A 23,228-nucleotide genomic window follows, 5' to 3' on the forward strand; every position below is an offset into this window, starting at 1 on the left:
TTATTTTATGTTACGGTAAATTTTCTCCACTCTGTCTAAAGATTCATAGCAATCGCTATATTTCGTAAAGTGAATAGACTCTTTAGAGCCCAGAACAAGGATTCCAAAGCGACTTAGACTTTCATGAAACAACCCGTGAACATGATCACGAAGCTCATCATTGAAATAAATCATTACATTTCGGCAGAAAATAACATTAAATTCATTAAAAGAAGTGTCAGTAGCTAAATTATGTTCAGCAAAAATAATATTTTTGCGTAAATACGGTTGTAAAATGACTGAGTTATACTTCGCAGTGTAGTATTCGGAAAATGCCCGAGTACCTCCTGCCTCCAAATAATTCTTTGTGTATTGCTTCATTCTGCTAATATCATAAACGCCTTCCTTAGCCTGCTGTAAAGAACGCTCATTCATATCTGTGGCATAAATTCGAGCTTTATCATAAAGCCCTTCTTCATGTAGCAGGATGGCCATAGAATAAACTTCCTCCCCAGTGGAACATCCGGCATGCCAGATACGAATATAGGGATAGGTTCTTAACAAAGGAACTACCTTCTGGCGAAAAGTTAGAAATAATCCTGGATCCCTGAACATTTCAGTAACAGGAATAGAGAGACTGTAAACAAATCGTTCAAAACAAGCCCGATCATGCAGAACCTTCTCTTGCAGCGCGGATATGGTGAGTACATTCTCCGCATGAACATGATGCCAGATGCGTCGTTTTAATGAAGGCAACGCATAATTCCGGAAATCATAGCCATATAAACGGTGTACCCCATCAAGAAGCAGCTCAATCTCAATTTGCTCCAGTTCGTCACTTCCCGCCAGAACGGGCTGCTCCTCATATCCGTGTTCTATTGCTTTCATTGTTATCCCGACTCCCTTATCAACACGCCGTACTTTTGAAGAATGGCTTTTTGTTAGTTCTTTTAAAGTATTACCCCAATATTGAGGTTACGAATACAGCCAGACTCGCATTAAAGATAGAAGTTGACCTGTTGCGATTGGCTTCTTCATATAGTCGGAGGCTCCAGCTTCAATACATTTGGCACGATCCTCTTTCATAGCTTTGGCGGTGAGCGCAATAATAGGCAGTTTCTGATACTGCGGCATCTCGCGGATCCGGCGCATAGCCTCATATCCGTCCATCTCCGGCATCATCATATCCATTAATACAAGATCAAAATCTTCTTGCTCTACCAGCATTTCCAGCGCCTCGCGTCCATTCTCCGCAAACTTGACTTCCATGTGATACTCTTCGAGTACACTGGAAAGCGCAAAGACATTGCGAATATCATCATCGACGAGCAGTATTTTCTTTCCTTCGAACAATTCTTCTTTATTATGAAGCTTCTGCAGAATCTTACGTTTATCTTCCGGAAGATTTGCTTCTACCCGGTGCAAGAACAGCGTAGTCTCATCCAATAACCGTTCTGGAGAACGTACATCCTTGATAATAATTGATTCCGCATATTTGCGCAGCTGCGTCTCTTCTTTGCCATCCAAATCCTTACCCGTATAAATAATAATAGGTAGATCATTTAATTCCTCATCATCACGAATTTGATCCAGCAGATCGAAACCTGTCATATCCTCAAGCATCAGATCCAGAACCATACAATCATATCTCTGCTTCCGTAGCTCACTCAGTGCCTCCCCGCCAGTTGAAACTGCGGTTATGGCCACATCGTCGTGACCGATCAATTCCATGATTGAACGACGTTGAATTTCATCATCCTCAACAATCAGCAAGTATTTCAACGTACTGGAGGTGTAATTCTCGATTTGGGAGAACGCCCGCTCTAGAGCCTCTCTAGAAGATGGTTTTCTTAAATAAGCCATAGCCCCCATCATAAGTCCCTGCTTCACTTCATCATTCACAGAGATGACATGGACAGGAATGTGGCGGGTCTGTGATGCACTTTTTAACTCTCTAAGGATGGTCCAACCGTCCATAACAGGCAGCTGAATATCTAGAATAATCGCATCAGGTAGATAAGTCTTCGCCATCTGCAGTCCAGTATCGCCTTGAAGGGCTACAAGTCCTTTGAAATTGCGGCCATGAGCCATATCCAGCAATATTTTCGCAAAGCTCTCATCGTCTTCAATAATTAGCAGAACCTTATCATTTGCAGTCAAATGATCACGGTCATCATCGATCATCAATTGTGGAATAGGTTCATGGACTGGTGTTGGTACAAGGGTTGGAGTCATATCTCCGATATATTCTTCGAAGGTTACATCCTCTCTAGAAGCAGCAGCTTCTATTACTGAAGGTTGCTTATTATAATTCCCTATAACCGGCAAATACATAGTAAAGGTACTACCTTGACCCTCACGGGATTCCAGCACAATAGCTCCACCCATTAAACGCGCTAACTCACGGCTAATAGACAAGCCCAATCCTGTCCCTCCAAATTTACGGCTGGTAGTTCCATCCACCTGTTGGAAGGCTTCGAACACAATATCAGTTTTATCTGCCGGAATACCAATTCCGCTATCCTTCACAGCAATAGCAATATATTCAACTTCACTTGGCAGATCTAGCGGAATAAGATTGTCATCTGCTTGGCTAACCGAGAACTCAATAAATCCTTCCATCGTAAATTTAAAGGCATTAGAAAGCAGATTTCTTAGCACCTGCTTCAACCGATGACCATCGGCAATGACACTATCTGGCAGCGGCTCGTTAAAGGTAATTCTTAAAGAAAGTCCCTTTTTGAGCGCTTGCGGAGCAAAATTCTGCTTCACAAAGCTCTTCAGCTCCGTTAATTTAATTTCTTCTTGGTTCAGTTCCATTTTGCCAGCATCAACCTTGGATAAGTCCAAAATCTCATCAATCATCTTAAGCAAGTCTGCACCTGACATATAAATCGTATGTGCAAATTCAACCTGTTTCTCTGACAAGTTGCCATCCTTATTCTCCGTAAGTAGCTGCGATAGGATCAAGAGACTGTTGAGCGGAGTTCGCAATTCATGAGACATATTCGCCAAGAACTCTGATTTATATTTACTAGTAACGGATAATTGCTTGGCCTGTTTCTCTAATTGAATTTTTGCATGCTCAATTTCGTCTTTCTTCTCTTCAACCTCCTGCACTTGTTCCTCTAAAGCGCGGGTCTTGGCAATAAGTTCCGTATTATAATGCTCCAGTTCTTCCTGCTGACGCTGGAGTAGTTCTTCCGAACGTTTAAGCGCATCCGTCTGCTCTTCTAAGTTCTCATTGGAACGACGCAATTCCTCTTGCTGAGTCTGTAATTCCTCCGACTGACACTGCAGCTCTTCCGTAAGAGCTTGTGAATCACGCAACAACTTCTCCACGATCAAACGACGGCTAATATTATTAAAAATAATACTTAAATTATTAGCGAGTTGTTGCAGCAAATCATTTTTCAAACTGCTAAAAGGTTGGAATGAAGCAAATTCTACTACGCCTAGCAGTTCGTCTTCAAAAATAAGCGGATGGATAGAAATATATCCAGGTTGTGCATCCACGAATCCGGACTTAACGGATGAATAGTCTTCAGGAGCTTTCTCCAGTCTGATCGGGTGCATATCGAGCGCACTTTGCCCTACAAGCCCTTCACCAATCACAAACCCGTCCTTAGGTTTCTTATCATTATCTACTGCATAATATCCACTGCTTCGTAAAAAATCAGGACGATTGGCATCTTTTAAATATACAGCTCCGAACTGTGCTCCCAGCACAGGGGTAAACTCATTGATGAAGGTCTGTGAAACCTGATCCAAGGAGCTAACACCTCGCAATAGTTCCGTCACCCGAGCAACATTCGCATTCAGCCAGGATTGGTCATTCTGCGCTTGCGCATAGGCCTGTTCCATTTGCTGCTTCTGTTCAAGATCTAAAGCCATCTTTTTAAAGACAAGAGCAACCTCACCAATTTCATCTTTAGTAGTAACCTTTATACGCCGTATAGCCCTCACTTTACCGTTGCCAAAGCTGGTAATCATCATCGAAACGACATTAAGCCCCCGAGTGATGCTTGGGATGATCCATAGAACTACTCCAAGTCCGAGAAGTAAGCCCATAATCATCATTAGAACTACCATCTGAGTCGAACTTTTATAAGCTTCGTTGGCCTTCGTACTCTCTTCATTCATAATAAAAGCATTATAATCAGAGAGACTGTTCAGAGCGTTTAACACGGCATTCTGAATCGCTTGTCCCTCTGTGTTGGAATACGTGCTAGCATTCTGAAAATAACCAGCCGATAGCAGTTTCAATACCTTTTCCTGATAATTTAAATAAGTAGTGTACGCGCCATCTATTTGACTGACCATTTGCATTTCTTCAGCGCTAGTCATCGACGCTTTTATTTTCTCGTAGTGCTCATTGGCTTTAGTGATCTTTTTATCAATCTCATTCTTTTGAGATTCTACCGATGATGCATCTGCACTTAACATGGTCGTGGTTAATATTCGCGCCATATCATTGACTTCTCCACGCATCCCTGAAGAAGACCGCCCCTTCATATATCTATCCTGATACCCTTCCAGTTGATTATTCATATAATTTAAGCGGTCGTATCCTATCATCGTAAGTGCAAGCATAATCGCTAACATGGCACTGAAGCCAATTAAGAGTTTAGCCTTTATCTTCATTCTCTATCTGTTCCCTTCTTCAGTGAGATCCACACAATACACTTATCATCATCACGCTCTTTAGGAACCTCAACATTGAAAAAAGCAGCTCGAATAGCTTCTTCGTTCCACTCATGTTCAACATTTAAATGTTGAATCATAAATTTCAGCTGCTCTTCTTGTTCGCCCTCAACCAGTTCCAATAGACCATCTGTATAAAGAACTAGATGCCCTTCATCTTCATAGGTTAAGCTCTGTGGCTGAATATCAATCCGTTCAAACAAACCTACTGGGTGACAGTTACTTTCCAGCATGACTGGAGTCTTAGCCACTCCTTCAAAAAACAGCGCAGGTGGATGCCCGGCGTTGACGTAGTCAATACGTTTCATACGGGTATCTATCACAAGATAAATGGTCGTAAAGTAGTATTGGATCAGCTTTTTCTCAATATAGAGCTGATTAAACCTTCGATTGAGCTCCTGAATTACCTTTTCCGGCTCTACATACGTAGTTACCGTGTCCTTCAACACAGAAGCAAGAAACATACAAAAAAGAGATGACGATATTCCGTGTCCCATAATGTCCAGCAGGATCACGCCATATCGGCCATCACCAAGGGGGTACCACGCGTATAAATCACCGGCAAGCTCAGAGGATGGCTGATAGATGGCATTGACCTCAAAATTCTCTTCCTGAAGAGGCAAGCTCAACACAGCATTCTGAACAAGTGCGGCTAGTCTCAATTCTTCTTGAATTCGCTGATCTCGTTCCTTATGCCAATCTTTCTCTCGCTTCAACCGCAGCGCGAGCCGAATTCGGGCCATCAGCTCCACTTTGTTAATGGGTTTCGTAACATAATCTACTGCACCTGCATCCAGTGCTTCTGCCAGCTTCTTGGAATCGCCAACAGCTGTAACCATTATTATTGGAATATCCTTTAGGTGTTCGTATTGCTGTACAACACGACATGCCTCGATTCCATCCATTTCCGGCATCATCATATCCAGTAAAATCAGATCGATATCTGACATCCGAGGACGTCCATCTTCACTCACAGAACCGATACCCAACCGTGTAAGCATCTCTTTTGCAGAGGATGCGGTTACGAAATTTCGGTAATCTTCTTTTTTCAGGATTTCACGGATAATGATAACATTAGTCGGATTGTCATCTACGATTAAGATTCTCATCATCTTCACCTCACACGAATAGTATTACGAACGTAAAATTCTGCGACTCATTACCTATATCATACGCTATTTAAATGTGTTATTTCTATTTTTAATATATGTAAATATAGTAATAGGTTCATTTACGCCTTCAGCAAAGTAACCTCCCGAACCACTACATGTAGTGGTTCGGGAGGTTACTCTATGGTAAAGACAGCCTCTGTTTATTAACCAAAATGATCAAAAGTGAAACATATTAAGAAGAAATACTATCAAATAAATCAATACCTTCAAATTCACCTGCCAAATTTCGATATATTTTGAGCGCATTGTTTCCTCTCATATATACATCACCATCTTCGGCAATAAAATACGGTTTACCCAAGGTCGATTGCACATTATCCTTCACGGGATCAATTCCCACCCCATTTACCTGTAGACCAAACTGCTGTGCTTGAGAAGGTGAGACATGCACATACAGTACAAACCCCTCACCAACACCCACTGTTACATCTGCGTATTGGTACTCCTCTGTCCCTTGCAATGGATCATTTGTTACCGCCAGCGGATTGCCCTTGGCCAGAAGCAATTCTTCCTTCGTAGCATATAAAGCAACACCTTGCAGTGAATCAAACTGATTTATAGCAGGGCTCGTTTCTGAGGAATGTTCAAATGTAAGAACTGTCTTAGGCTGATCACTAAAAGTCGAGATAGGCGTCAACTGTGGAGACGCATCAAAGTATGGGGAAAGTAGACTAAACAAGAGTATGATAATGTTCATGTTGTTATCCCACCTTTCTTATCTGCAGCCGCCATTTACAGAGGACTTGCTGCCTTAACTTTAATGACGGAATTTTTTCCAAAGAGTTGCAGCTACATCTACACTTTTTAACACAGTAGCTATTTTCCCCGGTGCTTTCTCGTTATTAACAGCATCATAAGAGTTTACCGTACGTTCCTCAGCTGGAGTCAGCGGAGCTTCTTTTATGGATACCCCCTTACGCTTCTCCCTCAGTTCATGTGATTTACGATATCTCTCAATCACAGTTACTGAAACTTGCTTAACGGTTAAGGTTAACTCATTCATAACTTCTCCCAAATTTTTCACAGAATCTATAACAGGATCAATCTTCTGAATTTTATTCTGTACATCAGCGGTAATTTCATTTGCATGTCTGACTGTAGTCTTCACTTCATAAGTCAGTTCATCCATCGTCTTCTGCACTTCCACCAAGGTCTGGCTTACTTTGTCGAGAGATTGCTTCGCTGACTGCAAAGTCTTAATTAGAAAGAAAACAAGTATTGCGAATGCGATAGCAACGAGAGCTACACTAAGTTCAATGATCATATTCATAACCCCTTCCAAATCTCATAAATAGTGGCTAATCAGCCTTGTATACTGCATAGTTACCCCTACTACCATATGCCGAAACAATCTGTCGAGCGTTGTCAAAATTCCCTGCTCCCCTTTGTTTCAGAATCAAAGTCCCCGTTTATACAATGACTACAAATCAAAAAAAGGATAGGTGATATGTAATGTTAAAATGGTCCGCAATTCTGCTAGTTGTAGCTGTAATCGCTGGTATCTTTGGTTTCTTCAATCTTGTAGCAGCCGCTGCTGGTCTTGCAAAGATACTATTCTTCGTATTCTTGGTTCTGTTTGTTGTTTCCCTCTTCACGGGACGCAGAGGTAGATCGATGTAGCCTCCTCCCATATCTATCCATATATCTTATTCATCATGCAGAAAGTATAGGTCATTCCCACACAGATGTCACTTGAGAAAATAAGAAAAAGTTTTGAAGTTAGATCATAATGAGGAGGAACTTAACATGAAAAAATTCGCCAGCATTACACTTGCCTTGGGACTTATGGCTTCAATAGCAGCTACAGCATCAGCCGCTGAGGTAACAGGGACAACTACAGATTCTACGCCCGGAACTGGAAGCACTTACACAACATCTTTTGAAACGATCATTACCCCATCGGATATTACTCCAGCCACACCACAAATTGTTCTAACCGAAAAAACAGCTTTCCACTTTTCAGTTGGCAGTATGATTCCTGCAGGCTGGCTTAGCGCTCAAACGCTTGATACCACAGGTGAAGTGATTACGGATACTTGGGGCAATGAATGGAGAGAAATCTACACTTGGCTAGGAAAAGCGTGGGTAAAGGTTCCTGTTGCTGCCAATGTAATTATGTAATTAGTACAGAAAAGATGATAACAAGCATAAACGTCTTCGGCGTCCCTATAAGGACGGCAAGTGTTTAAGCGAGAAATATAAGGATAATTTATAGAACGGAACATATAAATTCTTATATTTACAAAAAGCTACCCCCTCAGTAGATCATTCTACTGAGGGGGTAGCTTTTGCGCTTACGCCGCCTTTGTTCACCCGTCACAAACATGCGATGCTGCCGCTTCTGTATACCTATATAATTATCGGATGACCGATCCCCCGAAGAGGAAACGATTCGTCCAAGAAGCGCTTAATTTATCTACTTTCACCCCGCCTGAAGCTACGGAATACGTATGGAGAACTTGTCCATCTCCTAGATACATAGCAACATGCGATATTCTTGCCTTAGATTTGTCGATCCCTTCATACGCTGAAGCGGAGTTTCCTTTATAATCCATAAAGAACATTAGATCGCCGCGTTTCAAACCGGAAGTAGACGTAACTACCGTACTATTCGATTTCACCCAATCTCCCTGTTGACGGGAATCAGCAGGCAGTTTCAAATTCACAGCATCCATGAAAATTTGCCGGATAAAATCAGAACAATCGAAGGTGCTTGTATCATATCTGCTGGAACCAAACTCATAAGGTGTACCCAGATAGCCCATACCTGCTGAGATTACGCTCTCGATTTGGGCAGAAGCCCCAGGTGTAGAAATAGGTGGTACTGGTGCTGGCGGCGTTGGTGTCGGCGTTACCGTCCCAGTCCCCCCATTATTAGCGAACGAAGTATATTGATCACTTGAACTTATATATCCAATGCTACCATCAGAGGTTTGAATTTGATACCAGGAGCTGTTCGGCTGTGCCAGAAGCTGTACTTGTTCCCCCTTCTTCAGAAGTCTCAGTACTTTTCCGCTTGTAGAAGGCGCAGTTCGAAGATTCACTCCGTATTTTATGGTTCCCGTTTGTGCTGATGGTGCTGTTGGTGTACCTACTGAAGATGAATTTACGCTGATATACTTATCATCTGTACTAGTATAGCCTACGGATCCATCCGCTGCTTTCACCTGATACCAATAGCTATTCGGTTGTGCCACAATCTGCACTTGATCTCCTTTTTGCAAATACTTCACTACTTCTCCACTTGTAGAAGGTGTACTGCGAAGGCGAACACTTGCCTCGATGACCGCTGTTTGACCGGCTGCTGCTGCCATAACTGAATTTGATGGACTTGAGGCTGCTGCTGCATTTCCAGGAGCAGATACTCCTAAACCTGCAACAATTGCAGCTGAAACCAATAAGGATGCTGTTAATTGCTTATGTGATTTAATCATACGTTCCCCCAATACCATGATGAGATTTCAACAAAGGTGTGAACTACATTCCTTTATGCCCTCATTATAGGCTTGCCCGGGATTTGGAACATGCTCCAAATTGCACATATAATCATGCCACTTTATGGTAAAATACAGGACTAAAGTCTTGAATCCTCCTTAAATATGTTTGTTTTTTCCTTAAAATAGAATTTTTCAAATTTAATCTTTAGGTTCCACATGCACCTGTACATTCATAATATTATGTAGCTTGCTCATTCTCTCTTCAATGGAGTCACTGATCCTATGACCTTCCACCACTGTAATATTCGCGTCTACCTCCACTACAACATCCACGTGTACATGATTCCCATGAACCCGTGCCTTCACATCTTTAATCCCCTCTACTCCCGGTGTTCGAGCAATCGTACTACGTAGATCCATCAATCTATCTTCATCAAAGCCATCCGTAAGCCGGTAGGTCGAGTCACGAAAAATATCCCATGCCGTCTTAGAGATAATCAGTCCGACAACTACTGCCGCCGCAGAATCAATCCATGGCAGTCCGAACTGAGCACCTACAATCCCAACAGCAGCACCTATACTAACCATAGCATCGGAAAAATTATCTTTCGCCGCTGCCATGAGTGCACTACTATTTATCTGCTTAGCCAGCCTTTTGTTGTATATGTATACTCCCATCATTGCTACTGCACACACTAGAGCCACACCAGCAGACCATAGCTGCGGGGTTTCCTTTGCACGATCGAAAAAGGACCGCACCGCCTCCACAATCACTTGAATACCTACTACCGCCATAATAAAAGAAGCCAACAATGCAGCTACTGTCTCTGCCCGAAAATGTCCATAAGCATGGTCAGAGTCAGGTGGCTTCCGCGAAATCTTTAGACCAACCAACACGGCTGCAGATGCTACGATGTCAGTTAAATTATTGACTCCGTCCGCGACCAATGCACTAGAGGCGAATAGATAACCGCTAACCAGCTTGAAAGTCGATAAAATGAGGTAAGCCGCTATGCTAACCCAAGCGCCCCGCTCGCCTTTACGTATATCTTCGTAAATATCAACCATTTTGGCTATCTCCTCGTTTTCAGTCTTGTTAGAAAAGAATTCTTTCAATTATTCTTGCCCTTGTAGCAGCATTTAAAAACAATTAGAATAAAGTGAAGGACTTGCTTCAAAGGAGGTTATCATAATGAGCGAAAACAATGAAAAAGGAAAAATCAATTTAGCTGAAGCTATCCGGCAAAAGCTGGAGCAGAAGAAACAACAATCTTCCTCCAAACCTGGATCAACTTTTCAGGCCGGATCCGCTAAACCACTAAAAAGTCAGAATAACAAAAAGCCTAACAACCAACGCCGTCGTACCGGCGGGTCCTAGTACTATTTTATAAACATAAAAGGCTGCGCATCCCTCAGGGACAACGCAGCCTTTTATGCGTTCGCCTGCCTTAAAGGATGGGCTAGAACTCATCAAATTCATAACTGATTCTCTTTATTGTACAATTAGACAACTGAAAACATGCGCTTTGGGAAACCTCAAGTGATAAGGCTTCCTGTCTTGCAAGCCCCGCGTATACTCCCCGTAGAATTCTACTTGTTAATCCATGTGTAACCGCAATGACCCGCGGAGTGGAGGACAAGCTATCCAGCCAGTCTGTGACACGCTCCTGAACCGCTTCATAGCTCTCTCCATCTGGTGAACGAAAATACCAATCATACATACTCGTATCTTCAAGACTATTTGGCCAGCCCTGCTCAATTTCCTTGAGCGTTAGCCCTGACCAAGAACCAACGGAAACTTCACTTAACCTAGAATCCGTTTCTATTTTATTGAAATCATAACCTAAGATTTCACACAAAATTTGTGTGCTTTGCAGCGCTCTCCCAAGTGGACTTGAAATCACCTTCCATTCGGAGGGATGCTCCACCGAATAACGAAGCAGCCTACCCATTTGTCTGACTTGATCCATTCCATGCTCAGTCAGAGGTGAATCCAATTGGCCTTGGTAACGACCTTGCGTATTAAACTCGGTCTCCCCATGCCTCATAATAAAAATAGTTCTGTCCACATGCTCCACCTACCGTGACCTTTTCAAAATCGAAATTATAAAGACAGCTACCCTAATCCTATTAGGATTAGAGTAGCTGCTTAACGGGTTCCTTCCGCATAACGGAAAGTAAATATTATACTTCTACAGGATACATGCGTTGGCGCATTTCCTTAATTTCAGGATTCTCTAAATACTCATCGTAAGTCATCGTGCGATCAATTACACCTGTAGGTGTGATCTCGATGATACGGTTAGCTATCGTTTGGATGAACTGATGGTCATGGGAAGTAAAGAGAATAGTCCCGTCGAAATCGATCAGTCCGTTATTCAGTGCCGTAATGGATTCCAGATCCAAGTGATTGGTAGGCTCATCGAATACAAGTACGTTCGCACCGTTCAGCATCATCTTCGCCAACATACAGCGAACCTTCTCGCCCCCGGACAATACACTCGCTTTCTTCAGTGCTTCTTCTCCAGCGAACAGCATCCGTCCAAGGAATCCACGCAGGAACGTCTCATCCTGATCTTTAGAATACTGACGCAGCCATTCTACGAGATTCAAGTCCACACCATCGAAATAGCTGGAGTTGTCTTTTGGGAAATAAGCTTGAGTTGTAGTGACGCCCCACGCATATTCACCCGCATCCGCTTCCTGCTCACCCATGATCACATCAAATAGAAGTGATTTAGGCTGGGAGTAAGGACCCACGAAAGCAATCTTATCACCTTTGTTAACTACAAAGCTGATTTCATCAAGAACCTTCTCACCTTCAACCGATTTGGTCAATCCGCTGATCGTCAGAAGCTGCTTACCTGCTTCACGTTCAGGTTTGAAGTTGAGGAACGGATATTTACGGTTAGATGGACGAATGTCATCCAACGTAATTTTCTCGAGTTGTTTCTTACGAGAAGTCGCCTGTTTAGACTTGGAAGCATTGGCCGAGAAACGCTGAATAAAGGCTTGCAGTTCCTTGATCTTATCTTCCTTCTTCTTGTTCGAATCACGCTGTAAAGCTTGAGCAAGCTGACTGGACTCGTACCAGAAGTCGTAGTTACCAACGTACATCTGGATTTTGCCAAAATCAATATCCGCAATATGCGTACATACTTTGTTCAGGAAGTGACGGTCATGGGATACGACGATAACAGTACCTTCATAATCCATGAGGAAGTTCTCTAACCAGCCAATCGATTCTAGATCCAAGTGGTTGGTAGGCTCATCGAGCAGGAGGTTGTTTGGACGGCCAAACAGGGCTTGTGCCAAGAGTACCCGTACCTTCTCATTGCCGCTCAGTTCGGCCATTTTCTTATCATGCAGTTCACGCATAATGCCAAGACCGATCAGCATAGCCGCCGCATCTGGCTCTGCATCCCAGCCATTAAGTTCTGCAAATTCGCCTTCAAGCTCACCGGCACGCAGACCATCTGCTTCCGTGAAATCAGACTTCGCATAAAGCGCGTCCTTTTCTTTCATGATTTCATAAAGACGAGTGTGACCCATAATTACTGTTTCAAGTACTGGGAATTCATCGTACTCGAAATGATTCTGCTTCAGAACTGCAAGGCGTTCACCTGGTGTTATATGAACATCACCCGTGTTCGCTTCAATCTCCCCAGACAGAATTTTCAGAAAGGTTGATTTACCAGCACCATTGGCACCAATCAAACCATAGCAGTTACCAGGGGTGAATTTTATGTTTACATCTTCGAAGAGAGCGCGTTTTCCGTAGCGGAGTGTTACGCCGCTTGTGCTAATCATTACGCATTACCATCCTTTTCACTTTAGGGTTTCGGCTCATTATAGCATAAAATCAGTGCAAAAATCCCGTGAAATAGGCATTTAAGCTGATCTCACTCCTACGAAACTTATTCCAACTGTTTTACGGCGACAACTTTTAAGGAGGAATTTTTTCAATTATTCCCCAGATGTGCGATTCTCCTTTTGTACAACCAGTGTTTCTCCATAACCGAGTGTACGAATTCTTTCCTCCGAAATCGCATGTTTAACTCGGGCGTTCTCCATGCGATCCAGTGCTTCCCGGGCGGTATCATCAGCAAGTCTGAAGGTACCGTAATGCATCGGAATCATGGTCTCCGCCCCTACATCTAGGAAAGCTTGAATGGCTTCCTCAGGATTTACATGCTGAGAGGTCATGAACCATTCCGGTTCATAGGCCCCAATCGGCATAAGCGCGATATCGATCTTATAACGACTTCCGATCTCCTTAAAGCCAGGAAAATAACCGCTGTCCCCAGCGAAATAAAGATTCGGAGAAGACTTCTGATTTCCGGAATCAGCGGGCTCCAAGATGTACCCACCCCAATGAGAAGTATTCGTATCCCATGGCGTTCTCCGCGTCCAGTGCTGGGTAGGCACAAAACTAAGCTTGATCTTACCTAGCTTAATCTCCTGCCACCATTCCATTTCCACACAGTTGTGGAACCCTTTGCGAAGCATTTTTCGCTTCAGACCAACAGGAACTACAAGCGTTGTCCCTGCCCGATATAATTTGCGGATAGAGGCAATATGCAAATGGTCATAATGAGAGTGCGAAATCAGAATCAGGTCAATCGGTGGCACTTCGCTAAGTGGAATCCCAGGTTGTCCCAGTCTTTTCTCAAAGCCCAGCCTTCTCGCCCAGATGGGATCTGTAATGATATTCATCCCTTCATATTGAAGGAAAAATGTTGAATGCCCAATCCACGTAATGGTAGACGCCAATCGATTCTCAGACAGATAAGATAATCTGGGCGGCGTATTCGGTACAACATATGAATAGTCCTTCTTCTTGCGACGACGCTCCTCACGCCACTGGCGAAATTCCTTTAATGATTTATCGGTACTTACATTATCGACGTTATGGTAACGAGTTTTAGGCATACAACACCTCTTCTACAGAAGTTTACCGAGCAACCCTAGCTTTAGCGAATATACTACAACTATATTGAACAGCAGCGTATTTTGCAAAATATACAAATAGCATGGTAAAGGTTCGCCCTTTTATTCCTCACAATTGCAGACTTTAGCGAAATAATAGAAGAGTTCTTTTGGTTTCACACCAGAAATGAGATAATATGTGTATAAAGTATGGCGGTGCATATACCGTTCAAGGGGGAGCTACGTATGAAGATTACTTTTATTGAACCGACTCCAAGTCCAAATACGATGAAGCTACATTTGGACGAAAGTTTAGAACCCGGAATTCGCAGAACCTATACTCCAGAAAGTGAGCGTTCCGCACCTGCTTGGGCACGTGAAATGTTAACGATACCGGGCGTTATTAGCATTTATCATGCTGCTGACTTCGCAGCACTTGAGCGCAAAGGCAATGCCGATTGGGCAGCCATTCTAAGAGAAGTTCAAAGCCGCTTCGCTAACAGCGAAGGTGTAACTGGAGATTGGAGCCTAGCTGACGAGAATGCCGGTGCTCATTTTGGGGAAGCGCAAGTCTTCGTCCAATTATTCCGCGGAATTCCGATGCAAATCCGCGTCAAAACGGGCGCGAATGAAGAGCGCATATCCTTAGCTAACCGCTTTACTAAAGCGGTTATGGATGTGGCTAGCGCCGTGATGATCAAAGAGCGCAAGCTCACCGATTACGGCGTGCGTTATGGCGAGCCCGCGGACATTGCGCGCGAGGTCGAGCAAGAGATCGAGGCAGCGTATCCGCAGGAACGCCTCGACTCCCTCGTGCAGCAAGCCATTGCGCACGGAGCCGAAGGTGAGTTCGTCGAGCAGAGACGAACTCGCACACAGGATGAGCTGCTGCGAGACCTGAAGCATGAGGATTGGCGCGTGCGCTACGCCGCGCTAGAGGATCTTACGCCGACGGCGGAGCTCCTGCCGGAGCTTAAGGCGGCGCTACACGATTCCAAGCTGCATATTCGCAGGCTTGCGGTCGTGTATCTGGGCGACCTTCGCACGCCCGAAGCGATGGAGCTGCTCTATGAGGCGATGGCAGACAGCGCGCCAGCCGTAAGACGTACGGCTGGCGATACGCTGTCCGACATCGGCGATCCTGCCGCCACGCCAGTGATGACGGCGGCACTAACGGATAAGAGCAAGCTTGTCCGCTGGCGCGCAGCTCGTTTTCTTTATGAAGTTGGCACATCCGAAGCTCAAGATGCGCTCACACTTGCAGCGGATGATCCAGAGTTCGAGGTTGGCCTTCAGGCCAAGATGGCTTTGGAGCGTATCGCCTCAGGTGAAGCCGCAGCAGGCACCGTATGGCAGCAGATGTCAGAACGCCGTCGTAATTAACATGGAAGTACCTGATTTTGTCATTGCTTTGAGAAGTAAACTTGCTTTATACTAATTCCTGTTGTTTATAAATGAATGAAGTAAAGATAGCCTCGTCATACTAAGATGAGGTAGAGGTCGCGGATATAAAGAGTACGCGTGTGGAGACGTTAGAGCCGTCTATGAATCACGCCGAAAGGAATATCCGCCGAAGCTTGCGCTGTAGCTCTTACAGCGGTGCAGGCTGGGGCCGTTGCCGAAAGGCACGGAACTGTCACATTGTACAGCCTGCGTAAGTAGCAGACTGCAGTGTGTTGCGCTATCTTCACAGGGAGTATGATGCGGAGCTGTATAGATGGAAGCCGCAGACATAGTTTGCGGCTTCTTTGCGTTTACAGAATTTGTATGTTTCGTACAGTCATCCATAACCTTCTGGAAATCACGAAGTATACCTCCCGCCTTGCGGGAGTCAGCAGCTCAGCACTCCCCGTTCATGAACAGTAAGATTAGATCATAAGGAGTGTCATATTCATGCAGGGCAATCAGCAAAACCCAGCGCAAGGCAACATAAATCAGCCTGCGCTAAAAAAATCGTTCAAAGCAAGACATTTGACCATGATCGCGCTTGGCGGATCTATTGGTACGGGTCTGTTTCTAGCCAGTGGCGGCGCGATCGCTTCAGCAGGACCTGGTGGAGCGCTTCTAGCTTATACGGCTGTGGGTGTAATGGTTTATTTTCTCATGACTAGTCTTGGGGAGCTCGCCACCTATTTACCGGACTCCGGGTCCTTCAGTACCTACGGCACTCGTTTCGTCAGCCCCGCCTTTGGCTTCGCCATCGGCTGGAACTTCTGGTATAACTGGGCGGTTACGATTGCAGCAGAGCTATCAGCGGCTACCGTCATCATTAAATATTGGTTCCCGGACAGCCCTTCCTTTCTCTGGAGTCTGGTGTTCCTACTGCTGATGTTCGGCCTTAATTTCCTATCTGCTCGTGGCTACGGGGAATCAGAATATTGGTTTGCCATTATCAAAATCATTACCGTTATCGCCTTCCTCGTTGTCGGTGTCCTCATGATATTCGGCATTATGGGTGGAGAAGCCGTAGGCTTCAGTAACTTCCAAATCGGGGGCAGCTCCTTCCACGGTGGCTTCTTCGCCTTCGTCGGGGTCTTTATGGCAGCCGGATTCTCCTTCCAGGGTACCGAGCTAATCGGCGTTGCTGCTGGTGAGAGCGAGAACCCACGCCGCAACGTCCCAATTGCAATCCGCCAAGTATTCTGGCGTATATTAATCTTTTATATCCTTGCTATATTTGTAATCGGAATGTTGATTCCTTATACGAATCCAGATCTTCTGCGTGGAGGCATCGATGACATCGGAGTCAGTCCGTTTACGATCGTGTTCAATAAAGCCGGGCTTGCAATTGCTGCATCCGTAATGAATGCCGTCATTCTCAGCTCTGTACTGTCGGCAGGGAACTCTGGAATGTATGCTTCCACCCGTGTCCTGTATGCAATGGCTAAGGATGGCATGGCTCCGCGCGCACTGGGTAAGCTCAATCGCCGTGGTGTCCCTGTTGGCGCTTTGCTAGTAACTACGGCTGTCGGAATGCTCGCCTTTCTCGCTTCATTCTTTGGTGACGGTGCCGTATATAACTGGCTACTGAACGCCTCTGGTATGTGCGGATTTATTAACTGGTTGGGTATTGCGGTCTGCCATTACCGTTTCAGACGTGCTTTTATAGCACAAGGGCATTCGCTAGATGAACTACCTTACCGAGCTAGATGGTTCCCATTCGGACCTATCTTTGCTTTAGGACTTTGTATTGTAGCTATCCTCGGTCAGAATATGGGCGCCTTCTCAGGTGGAAATATCGACTGGTATGGTATCGCCGTTTCCTATATCAGCTTGCCGCTGTTTGTCTTGATCTGGGTAGGCTATCGCTGGTTCCGGAAGAGTAATATTATTCCTTTGGATAAATGCGACCTAAGTACTCACCCAGAATAAAATAGACCCGGTAAAAAACAAAAAAGGACGTCCCGTAGCCACTTAGGCTTATGGGATGTCCTTTTTTGTTATCCTTCTATTCCCAGGTCACAAACACTTTGAGATCGCCCGTATTGTCAAAAGCAGAACTGGAGTAAGATACATCCTCTAGTCCAAGCTTATATAGCTCCTGCAGGTCGTTCTTAAGCTTGGTCCCACTCCCTTGATAACGGAATAATATAGACACCTCACCGGAGGCAATTGCCTTATTCGCTAGCCGAGTCAGATCTCCTACCGAACGTACAATTAGCTCCTCGGCATATAGCTCATAATTGAGATCCTTCTGAAGCTGTTTATAGACAGCCGCATTCTGTCCTCCACGCTCCACAAGCGCAGACAAGGTCTTATGATAACCTACAGAAGCTGCCGGATAAGACTTCGTCCAGCTATGGTCCTGACGCATCTGCGCATCCGTTCTCAAGTAGTATGCAGTGCTAACCACACCTGCTTTATCAGGTGTCGGGTCATCCCAAGTCGTGTCGAGATGATACCACCGTCCATCTAACAGCACAAGATTCCAGGCATGCAACTGGCTACGTCCTCCAGGCTGTTTGGCTGTACCCTCAACGATTTTATTCGTGAATCCAGCCTCCTTTAACAGCTTATAGGTCAACAGCGAATACCCTTGGCAAACGGCGCTGCCACTCTTCAATCCTTCATAAGCCGTATATTTACGATACGAAGTGTCATACTTCAGATGAAGCACAACCCAATCGTGGATAGCCTTCACCTTCTGATGATTGTTCATGCCCGGCGTTATGATCTTCTTCAGCGCAGCCTTCACTTCTTTGTTTACAAAAGCCGTCTGCTCCAGCGTCTCCAAATATTTCACTTCCACCGTAACTTTTACAGAGCTTGCGCTTCCTCGATAAGTATATCCGTAGCTGTCTATAATGTAATACAAATAAGGGTCACTAGCCATCGCTTGATCCAGAGCCGCTTGTATTTTCGTTTTCAAATTTGAAGCTTTGCTCTCATAAGTAAAAGTAATGGTCTCCCTGCGGTTGTTCATTGCACCCGTTAGCTTCTGCGCTACTTCATTTACAGAACGAAGGGTGGGTGAACTCGAAGCCGCATAAGCATGACCCCAGCCCCAATAAATCATCGGTGGAATAGCAGCGAATATAATCACTCCTCCCAGAATGATCTTTACTAATGTGAAGCGTTTTTTCCACATATATATTCCGTTCCTCCGGCTCCTATAGACTTGTAATGAACCCTACCATTTAATAGATAATGAGCGTTTAGGCAAAAAAAGACTGCTCCCTGTAGAATAATTCTACTCTGAGAACAGCCTATATGCTAGAACGATGTGTTTTATTCGCTTTGCGGTGTAATGATATAGGTCTCTCCTATAACGGTTTCAAATTCCATCTCTATCCCTATTCGTGAACCATCGGGACTTTGAATGAGCAAAGGCTGGTGACTGTAAATTCTGCATATTTGTCCATGCGTCGAGGTCAGTTCCGCCTTCGTTATGCGTCCCTCACGCCATTCTATATTTGTGATAAAGCCGCCTCGGGCTACCAAGCCTTTCACACTTCCTTCAGACCACTCTTCTGGAAGAGCGGGTAATAATTCAAGCCCTTCCTGATGACTCTGCAAGAGCATCTCAGCAACTCCGGCAGTAGTTCCGAAGTTACCGTCAATCTGAAATGGAGGGTGATTACCGAATAAATTCGGCAGACTTGAATCCTGCAAAATACGACGTAAACAGCTATACGCACTCTCTCCATCCTTCAAACGCGCATATAGATTAAGTAGCCAGGCTGCACTCCAGCCCGTGTGTCCGCCCCCCCCTTCCAAGCGCTTCTTAAGCGATAACGCTGCCGCCTCTGCTAGCTCTGGTGTGGAGGAAGGACTAATTACATTCCCGGGATATAAATCATACAAATGAGAGACATGGCGGTGCCCAGGCTCTTGTTCAGCAAAATCCTCGTTCCATTCACGAATACGTCCGTCCGGTGCAATCCCAGGATGAGCGAGTCGTTCCTGTTTCTGGCGTAGCTCCTGCCTCAGCTGGGCATCGGTATTCAAAATCTCAGCAGCCTGAATGCAATGCTTGAACAGCTCAGCGATCAGCGATAAATCCATAGCTGAGCCAGCTGAAACACTGCATGGCGTGCCATCAGCAGTCAAGAATACATTCTCCGGTGAGGTAGACAGACCCGTTGTCCAGCTTCCATCAGGCAGTTCTACCAGCCAATCCAGACAAAATAACGCGGCTCCCTTTAACAAAGGATAAGCTGTGTTGCGCAAATATTCCTCATCTGGACGGAAAGCGTAACGCTCCCACAATTGGCGAGAGAGCCAAACGCCTCCCATTGGCCAAAATGCCCACATCGCCTTGCCGTCTGACGGAGACGTCATACGCCACAAATCTGTATTATGATGCACCGTCCAGCCACGTGCGCCATAATGAATATTTGCTGTACGGCTGCCAGCCATACTAAGCTCCGTAATAAAATCGATTAGAGGTTCATGGCATTCACCCAACCCGCATAACTCGGCTGGCCAATAATTCATTTCAGTGTTTATATTAGTCGTATAATTGCTGTTCCATGGCGGCTGAAGATAGGGATTCCAGATCCCTTGCAAATTCAGAGCTTGCGTCCCCGGTCGTGAGCCAGCAATCATCAGGTAGCGGCCATACTGGAACAGCAGCGCTTCTAGCGCAGAATCTGCCTGCCCCTCCTGATACCGTACTAGTCGCTCATCCGTGGGAAGCTCTATCCGGGAGGACGAGGGTGCAAGCGTCAACTCCACGCGGCGGAACAAGGACTGATGATCCTCTAGATGGCGCTGCTTCAGCTCTGCATATCCATTAGAGGACAAAGCCAATTGCTCTAGGCACAACTCCGAAGGCAGCTTACCGCCGCTTCCTGGCATCCGGTCATACCCGACAAAATCGGTTGCGGCAGCTAGGCGGATCGTAATGGAGCGCGCACCTGAAACCGACAACATGCCGTTCTCAGCATTACATTTGCCGCCATCTGTACGGATCTCCATTGCAGCGGCAAAACTTATGCCAAGCCCCTCTTCGTATAATACGGCACGCGGATGATCTCCTACATAATTATCAGCCACATGCGATGGAGCACGACTGGTCATCATCAGCACGCCATCCGAAGTGATCTCTAGTCGGAAAGGATGCGGCGAAGTCAGAGCCACTGAGAAATCCGGCAAAATACCCAGCCCCTCTTTCCCCTCTGCACGGATATGCATGACAATAAGTTCATCTGGTCTACTGGCCAAAACTTCGCGCACAATCCTTACATCCCCAGCAGTATAGGATACCGTAGCAAGCGCTTGATCCAAATCAAGCCCCCTCTGATAATCCTCTACAGGACCACCAAGATTGAACTTCATTCGCAAGTCTCCGAGCGGTTGATAGGATTCAGTCCGTCTGCCTAACATTTTGGAATCTACCAGTGCTTCCGCTTCCTTGTATTTCCCCTCTGCCACTAATTGTTTGGCCGGAGTCAAATGGCGCAGCGCCTCATAATTAGCTGTATCCCGCGGAAATCCCGACCACAAGGTGTCTTCATTTAGTTGAATTAGTTCTTCTTCTGTTCCACCAAAGATCATACCGCCCAAACGGCCGTTACCCACGGGCAGTGCCTCTTCCCATTCAGCCGCCGGCTGCTTATACCAGAGATCATGCACCCCAGTGTTCTTACTTTCTCCCACGTATATTCCTCCTATCCTGTAATTACAGATGAAAAGAAATCGGCGGGAAGCCCGGACTTTCGTTCGGACTTCCCGCCATCTTCATGCTTTTATTTTATTAGCCGTGTTTCAGGAATAATTACTCATTCCAAAGTTTCACGCGTTGTTTAACCAGCTCTTCACGTAAGTCTTCAGCTTTCGTCACACCAGCTTTATCCAGTTCAGCCATGTAAGCATCCCAAACTTTGTCGAAATCAGCTGGTTTGGACAAGATGGCTTCAGGAATCCGTTTCCAACTGATATCCTTCAGCTTGTTGTCGAGAACAACAATTTCGCTATCCCCAGGAATCGTGATGTTCCATGCCGCGCCCCAAGGTTTAACTTTGAATTCATCTTCATTTGGGAAGAGGTCTTTCCAAGTTGTTGCTTTATAAGCAGCAAGTGTTTCTTTTTCAACTGCATTGTAGCCTACAGTTACTTGCTCAGGGAAACGAGTTGTATAGTAGTTTCCAGTTGGATCCAATACGCCGTCACCATAGTGAGCGCTAAGCAGAGCGTAGTTTGATCCGACATTGCCAAGTCCTGTTTCTTTTTGGAAATTGGTAGTGTCATTATATTTACGGTTGTTCACATCTTCAGGAATGACGCGTTTGCCGTCAACTACGTTGTAATGCTTGCCTTCGATACCCCAGTTAACCAATACTTGACCTTCATCGGAAGCTAAGTAGTCCAAGAATTTAATTGCACGTACCGGATCTTTAGCATCTACACTGATCCCAATGCCGTTACCACCCATAAAGCCTGTAGGCCAGAAGGAAGTTTCTTTGTACTCTTCAGACAGGGTTACTGGATAGTGTCCGTATCCTTGATCCAGCTTACCTTCAGCTTTCAATGCTCTTTCTCCATCGCCATAACCCCAGTCTTGGTCGATCAAACCAATAACACGGCCGGTAGCGATTTTAGCTTTGTACTGATCATACTTTTGAACGAAGCTTTCCGGGTCAAGCAATCCGATATCGTTCATATGGTTGAGCCAGCGGAAATATTCTTTCTCAGCAGGACGACGGAAGTGATAAGTTACTTCTTGTGTGTCGATATCAATTGCATATTCTCCATCATCAGGAGAGCCTGTAGTAGTGAATGCTGGGTTAGTTACTGTAATGTACATGTACCAATCATCTGCATTTAGGGTCAGACCGATGTTTTTGTTACCATTTTCATCGGTTGGATGTTTTTCCAGGTAAGCCTTGATTACGTTCTCATAATCTTGGACAGTTTTAATTGCAGGATATCCCGCTTCTTTAACAGCACGGTGCTGTAGTTCAAATCCGCCGCCAGCATCAAAGTATTTGTTATCCACACCTGCATACGTAGGGATAGCATAGATCGCGTGGTCATCGTCACTATAGCGTGAGCGTTTCATGCCTTCTTCGCCTAATACTTTTTTGATGTTCGGAGCATATTTTTCAATTAGATCTGTCAGATCAAGCATTGCGCCTGCATCCACCAGCTTGCTTACGTCGGTCTTGGCACTGATCAGATCCGGATAATCACCGCTTGCTGCGATCAACGCTACTTTCTGAGCAGGGTCACCAACCGCGTATTCAGCATTCAAGGTAACTCCCGTTTTTTCCGTAATCACTTTGCCTACTTCATCTTGCATGCCTGTCCAGTTCGGGTTAGGGTCAGCACTGAAGAAAGTCATCGTGAGCGGAGAAGTATCCTCAACCGCATTGGCTGAATTAGCCGCATTCCCCTTATTTGTTGCATTTCCAGCTGCATCTCCAGCTGCGTTATTGCCGTTGTTTCCACCACAACCTGCGAGCATGCCGAGCATCATAATAGAAGTAAGTGTAAGTGCAGTTGCTTTAGCTTTTATTTTTCTATTATTCCCCATTACATAAACCCTCCTTAAAATTGTTTATCT

Annotated in this window: 18 protein-coding genes and 1 riboswitch; of the genes, 5 read left to right on the forward strand and 13 right to left on the reverse strand. The window is 45.1% G+C overall.

Annotation, left to right across the window (positions count from 1 at the left end; all coding sequences use genetic code 11):
- The 5 genes from MKY99_RS26455 to MKY99_RS26475 all read right to left on the reverse strand — a co-directional run bounded on the left by MKY99_RS26455 (position 1) and on the right by MKY99_RS26475 (position 7,119).
- Entirely contained in the window at positions 1 to 867 is an 867-nt protein-coding gene (locus MKY99_RS26455) for a protein-glutamate O-methyltransferase CheR (RefSeq protein WP_076300661.1), read from the reverse strand.
- 87 nt (positions 868 to 954) lie between these two features.
- Positions 955 to 4,623 carry a response regulator gene (locus tag MKY99_RS26460; RefSeq protein ID WP_339267232.1) on the reverse strand — a complete coding sequence of 1,223 codons (3,669 nt, stop codon included), beginning with the start codon at positions 4,621 to 4,623 and terminating at the stop codon, positions 955 to 957.
- On the reverse strand, positions 4,620 to 5,792 hold the full coding sequence (locus tag MKY99_RS26465) for a fused response regulator/phosphatase (RefSeq protein WP_076285480.1): 1,173 nt from the start codon (positions 5,790 to 5,792) through the stop codon (positions 4,620 to 4,622). The genes MKY99_RS26460 and MKY99_RS26465 overlap by 4 nt, the downstream gene beginning before the upstream one ends.
- A 235-nt stretch (positions 5,793 to 6,027) precedes the next feature.
- Complete coding sequence (locus MKY99_RS26470) at positions 6,028 to 6,552, reverse strand: hypothetical protein (protein ID WP_076300663.1); 525 nt, start codon at positions 6,550 to 6,552, stop codon at positions 6,028 to 6,030.
- Between the two features lie 60 nt (positions 6,553 to 6,612).
- Positions 6,613 to 7,119 (reverse strand): DUF948 domain-containing protein, encoded by a 507-nt coding sequence (locus MKY99_RS26475; RefSeq protein ID WP_076285482.1) that lies wholly within the window; start codon positions 7,117 to 7,119, stop codon positions 6,613 to 6,615.
- Positions 7,120 to 7,307: 188 nt separating this feature from the next.
- Between MKY99_RS26475 and MKY99_RS26480 the strand changes: the two genes are divergently transcribed.
- A complete protein-coding gene (locus tag MKY99_RS26480; protein WP_042131050.1) occupies positions 7,308 to 7,475 on the forward strand; it encodes a DUF1328 family protein in 168 nt (55 codons plus the stop codon).
- 126 nt (positions 7,476 to 7,601) lie between these two features.
- A complete protein-coding gene (locus MKY99_RS26485; RefSeq protein ID WP_042191861.1) occupies positions 7,602 to 7,976 on the forward strand; it encodes a hypothetical protein in 375 nt (124 codons plus the stop codon).
- A 236-nt stretch (positions 7,977 to 8,212) separates the two neighbouring features.
- On the opposite strand, the gene MKY99_RS26490 is transcribed toward MKY99_RS26485, so the two are convergent.
- Complete coding sequence (locus MKY99_RS26490; RefSeq protein WP_076285484.1) at positions 8,213 to 9,289, reverse strand: SH3 domain-containing C40 family peptidase; 1,077 nt, start codon at positions 9,287 to 9,289, stop codon at positions 8,213 to 8,215.
- A 201-nt stretch (positions 9,290 to 9,490) separates the two neighbouring features.
- Positions 9,491 to 10,360, reverse strand: a complete 870-nt coding sequence (locus MKY99_RS26495) for a cation diffusion facilitator family transporter (protein ID WP_042191865.1) — start codon at positions 10,358 to 10,360, stop codon at positions 9,491 to 9,493.
- Between the two features lie 124 nt (positions 10,361 to 10,484).
- Here MKY99_RS26495 and MKY99_RS26500 point away from each other — a divergent pair, with 124 nt between their 5' ends.
- A complete protein-coding gene (locus MKY99_RS26500; protein WP_042191867.1) occupies positions 10,485 to 10,670 on the forward strand; it encodes a hypothetical protein in 186 nt (61 codons plus the stop codon).
- Positions 10,671 to 10,752: 82 nt separating this feature from the next.
- On the opposite strand, the gene MKY99_RS26505 is transcribed toward MKY99_RS26500, so the two are convergent.
- The 3 genes from MKY99_RS26505 to MKY99_RS26515 all read right to left on the reverse strand — a co-directional run bounded on the left by MKY99_RS26505 (position 10,753) and on the right by MKY99_RS26515 (position 14,224).
- Positions 10,753 to 11,361, reverse strand: coding sequence for a histidine phosphatase family protein (locus MKY99_RS26505; protein WP_339267235.1), 609 nt, complete (start codon positions 11,359 to 11,361; stop codon positions 10,753 to 10,755).
- A gap of 115 nt (positions 11,362 to 11,476) precedes the next feature.
- Positions 11,477 to 13,102, reverse strand: a complete 1,626-nt coding sequence (locus tag MKY99_RS26510) for an ATP-binding cassette domain-containing protein (protein WP_042131056.1) — start codon at positions 13,100 to 13,102, stop codon at positions 11,477 to 11,479.
- A 156-nt stretch (positions 13,103 to 13,258) separates the two neighbouring features.
- On the reverse strand, positions 13,259 to 14,224 hold the full coding sequence (locus tag MKY99_RS26515) for an MBL fold metallo-hydrolase (RefSeq protein WP_339267237.1): 966 nt from the start codon (positions 14,222 to 14,224) through the stop codon (positions 13,259 to 13,261).
- Positions 14,225 to 14,467: 243 nt separating this feature from the next.
- Between MKY99_RS26515 and MKY99_RS26520 the strand changes: the two genes are divergently transcribed.
- Together MKY99_RS26520 and MKY99_RS26525 are read left to right on the forward strand one after the other, a co-directional pair.
- Complete coding sequence (locus MKY99_RS26520) at positions 14,468 to 15,604, forward strand: virulence factor (protein ID WP_076300664.1); 1,137 nt, start codon at positions 14,468 to 14,470, stop codon at positions 15,602 to 15,604.
- A gap of 103 nt (positions 15,605 to 15,707) precedes the next feature.
- A riboswitch (Lysine riboswitch) is annotated at positions 15,708 to 15,913 on the forward strand.
- 201 nt (positions 15,914 to 16,114) lie between these two features.
- A complete protein-coding gene (locus MKY99_RS26525; RefSeq protein WP_042131059.1) occupies positions 16,115 to 17,593 on the forward strand; it encodes an amino acid permease in 1,479 nt (492 codons plus the stop codon).
- 76 nt (positions 17,594 to 17,669) lie between these two features.
- Here MKY99_RS26525 and MKY99_RS26530 read toward each other — a convergent pair whose 3' ends face one another.
- The 3 genes from MKY99_RS26530 to MKY99_RS26540 all read right to left on the reverse strand — a co-directional run bounded on the left by MKY99_RS26530 (position 17,670) and on the right by MKY99_RS26540 (position 23,198).
- Complete coding sequence (locus MKY99_RS26530) at positions 17,670 to 18,809, reverse strand: transglutaminase domain-containing protein (RefSeq protein ID WP_339243509.1); 1,140 nt, start codon at positions 18,807 to 18,809, stop codon at positions 17,670 to 17,672.
- 140 nt (positions 18,810 to 18,949) lie between these two features.
- Positions 18,950 to 21,322, reverse strand: a complete 2,373-nt coding sequence (locus tag MKY99_RS26535) for a glycoside hydrolase family 95 protein (RefSeq protein WP_339267239.1) — start codon at positions 21,320 to 21,322, stop codon at positions 18,950 to 18,952.
- A 118-nt stretch (positions 21,323 to 21,440) separates the two neighbouring features.
- A complete protein-coding gene (locus MKY99_RS26540) occupies positions 21,441 to 23,198 on the reverse strand; it encodes an ABC transporter substrate-binding protein (RefSeq protein WP_076285489.1) in 1,758 nt (585 codons plus the stop codon).
- Positions 23,199 to 23,228 lie beyond the last annotated feature (30 nt).

It is taken from the genome of Paenibacillus sp. FSL R5-0470 (assembly GCF_037975205.1).
Classification (GTDB): Bacteria; Bacillota; Bacilli; order Paenibacillales; family Paenibacillaceae; genus Paenibacillus_AQ.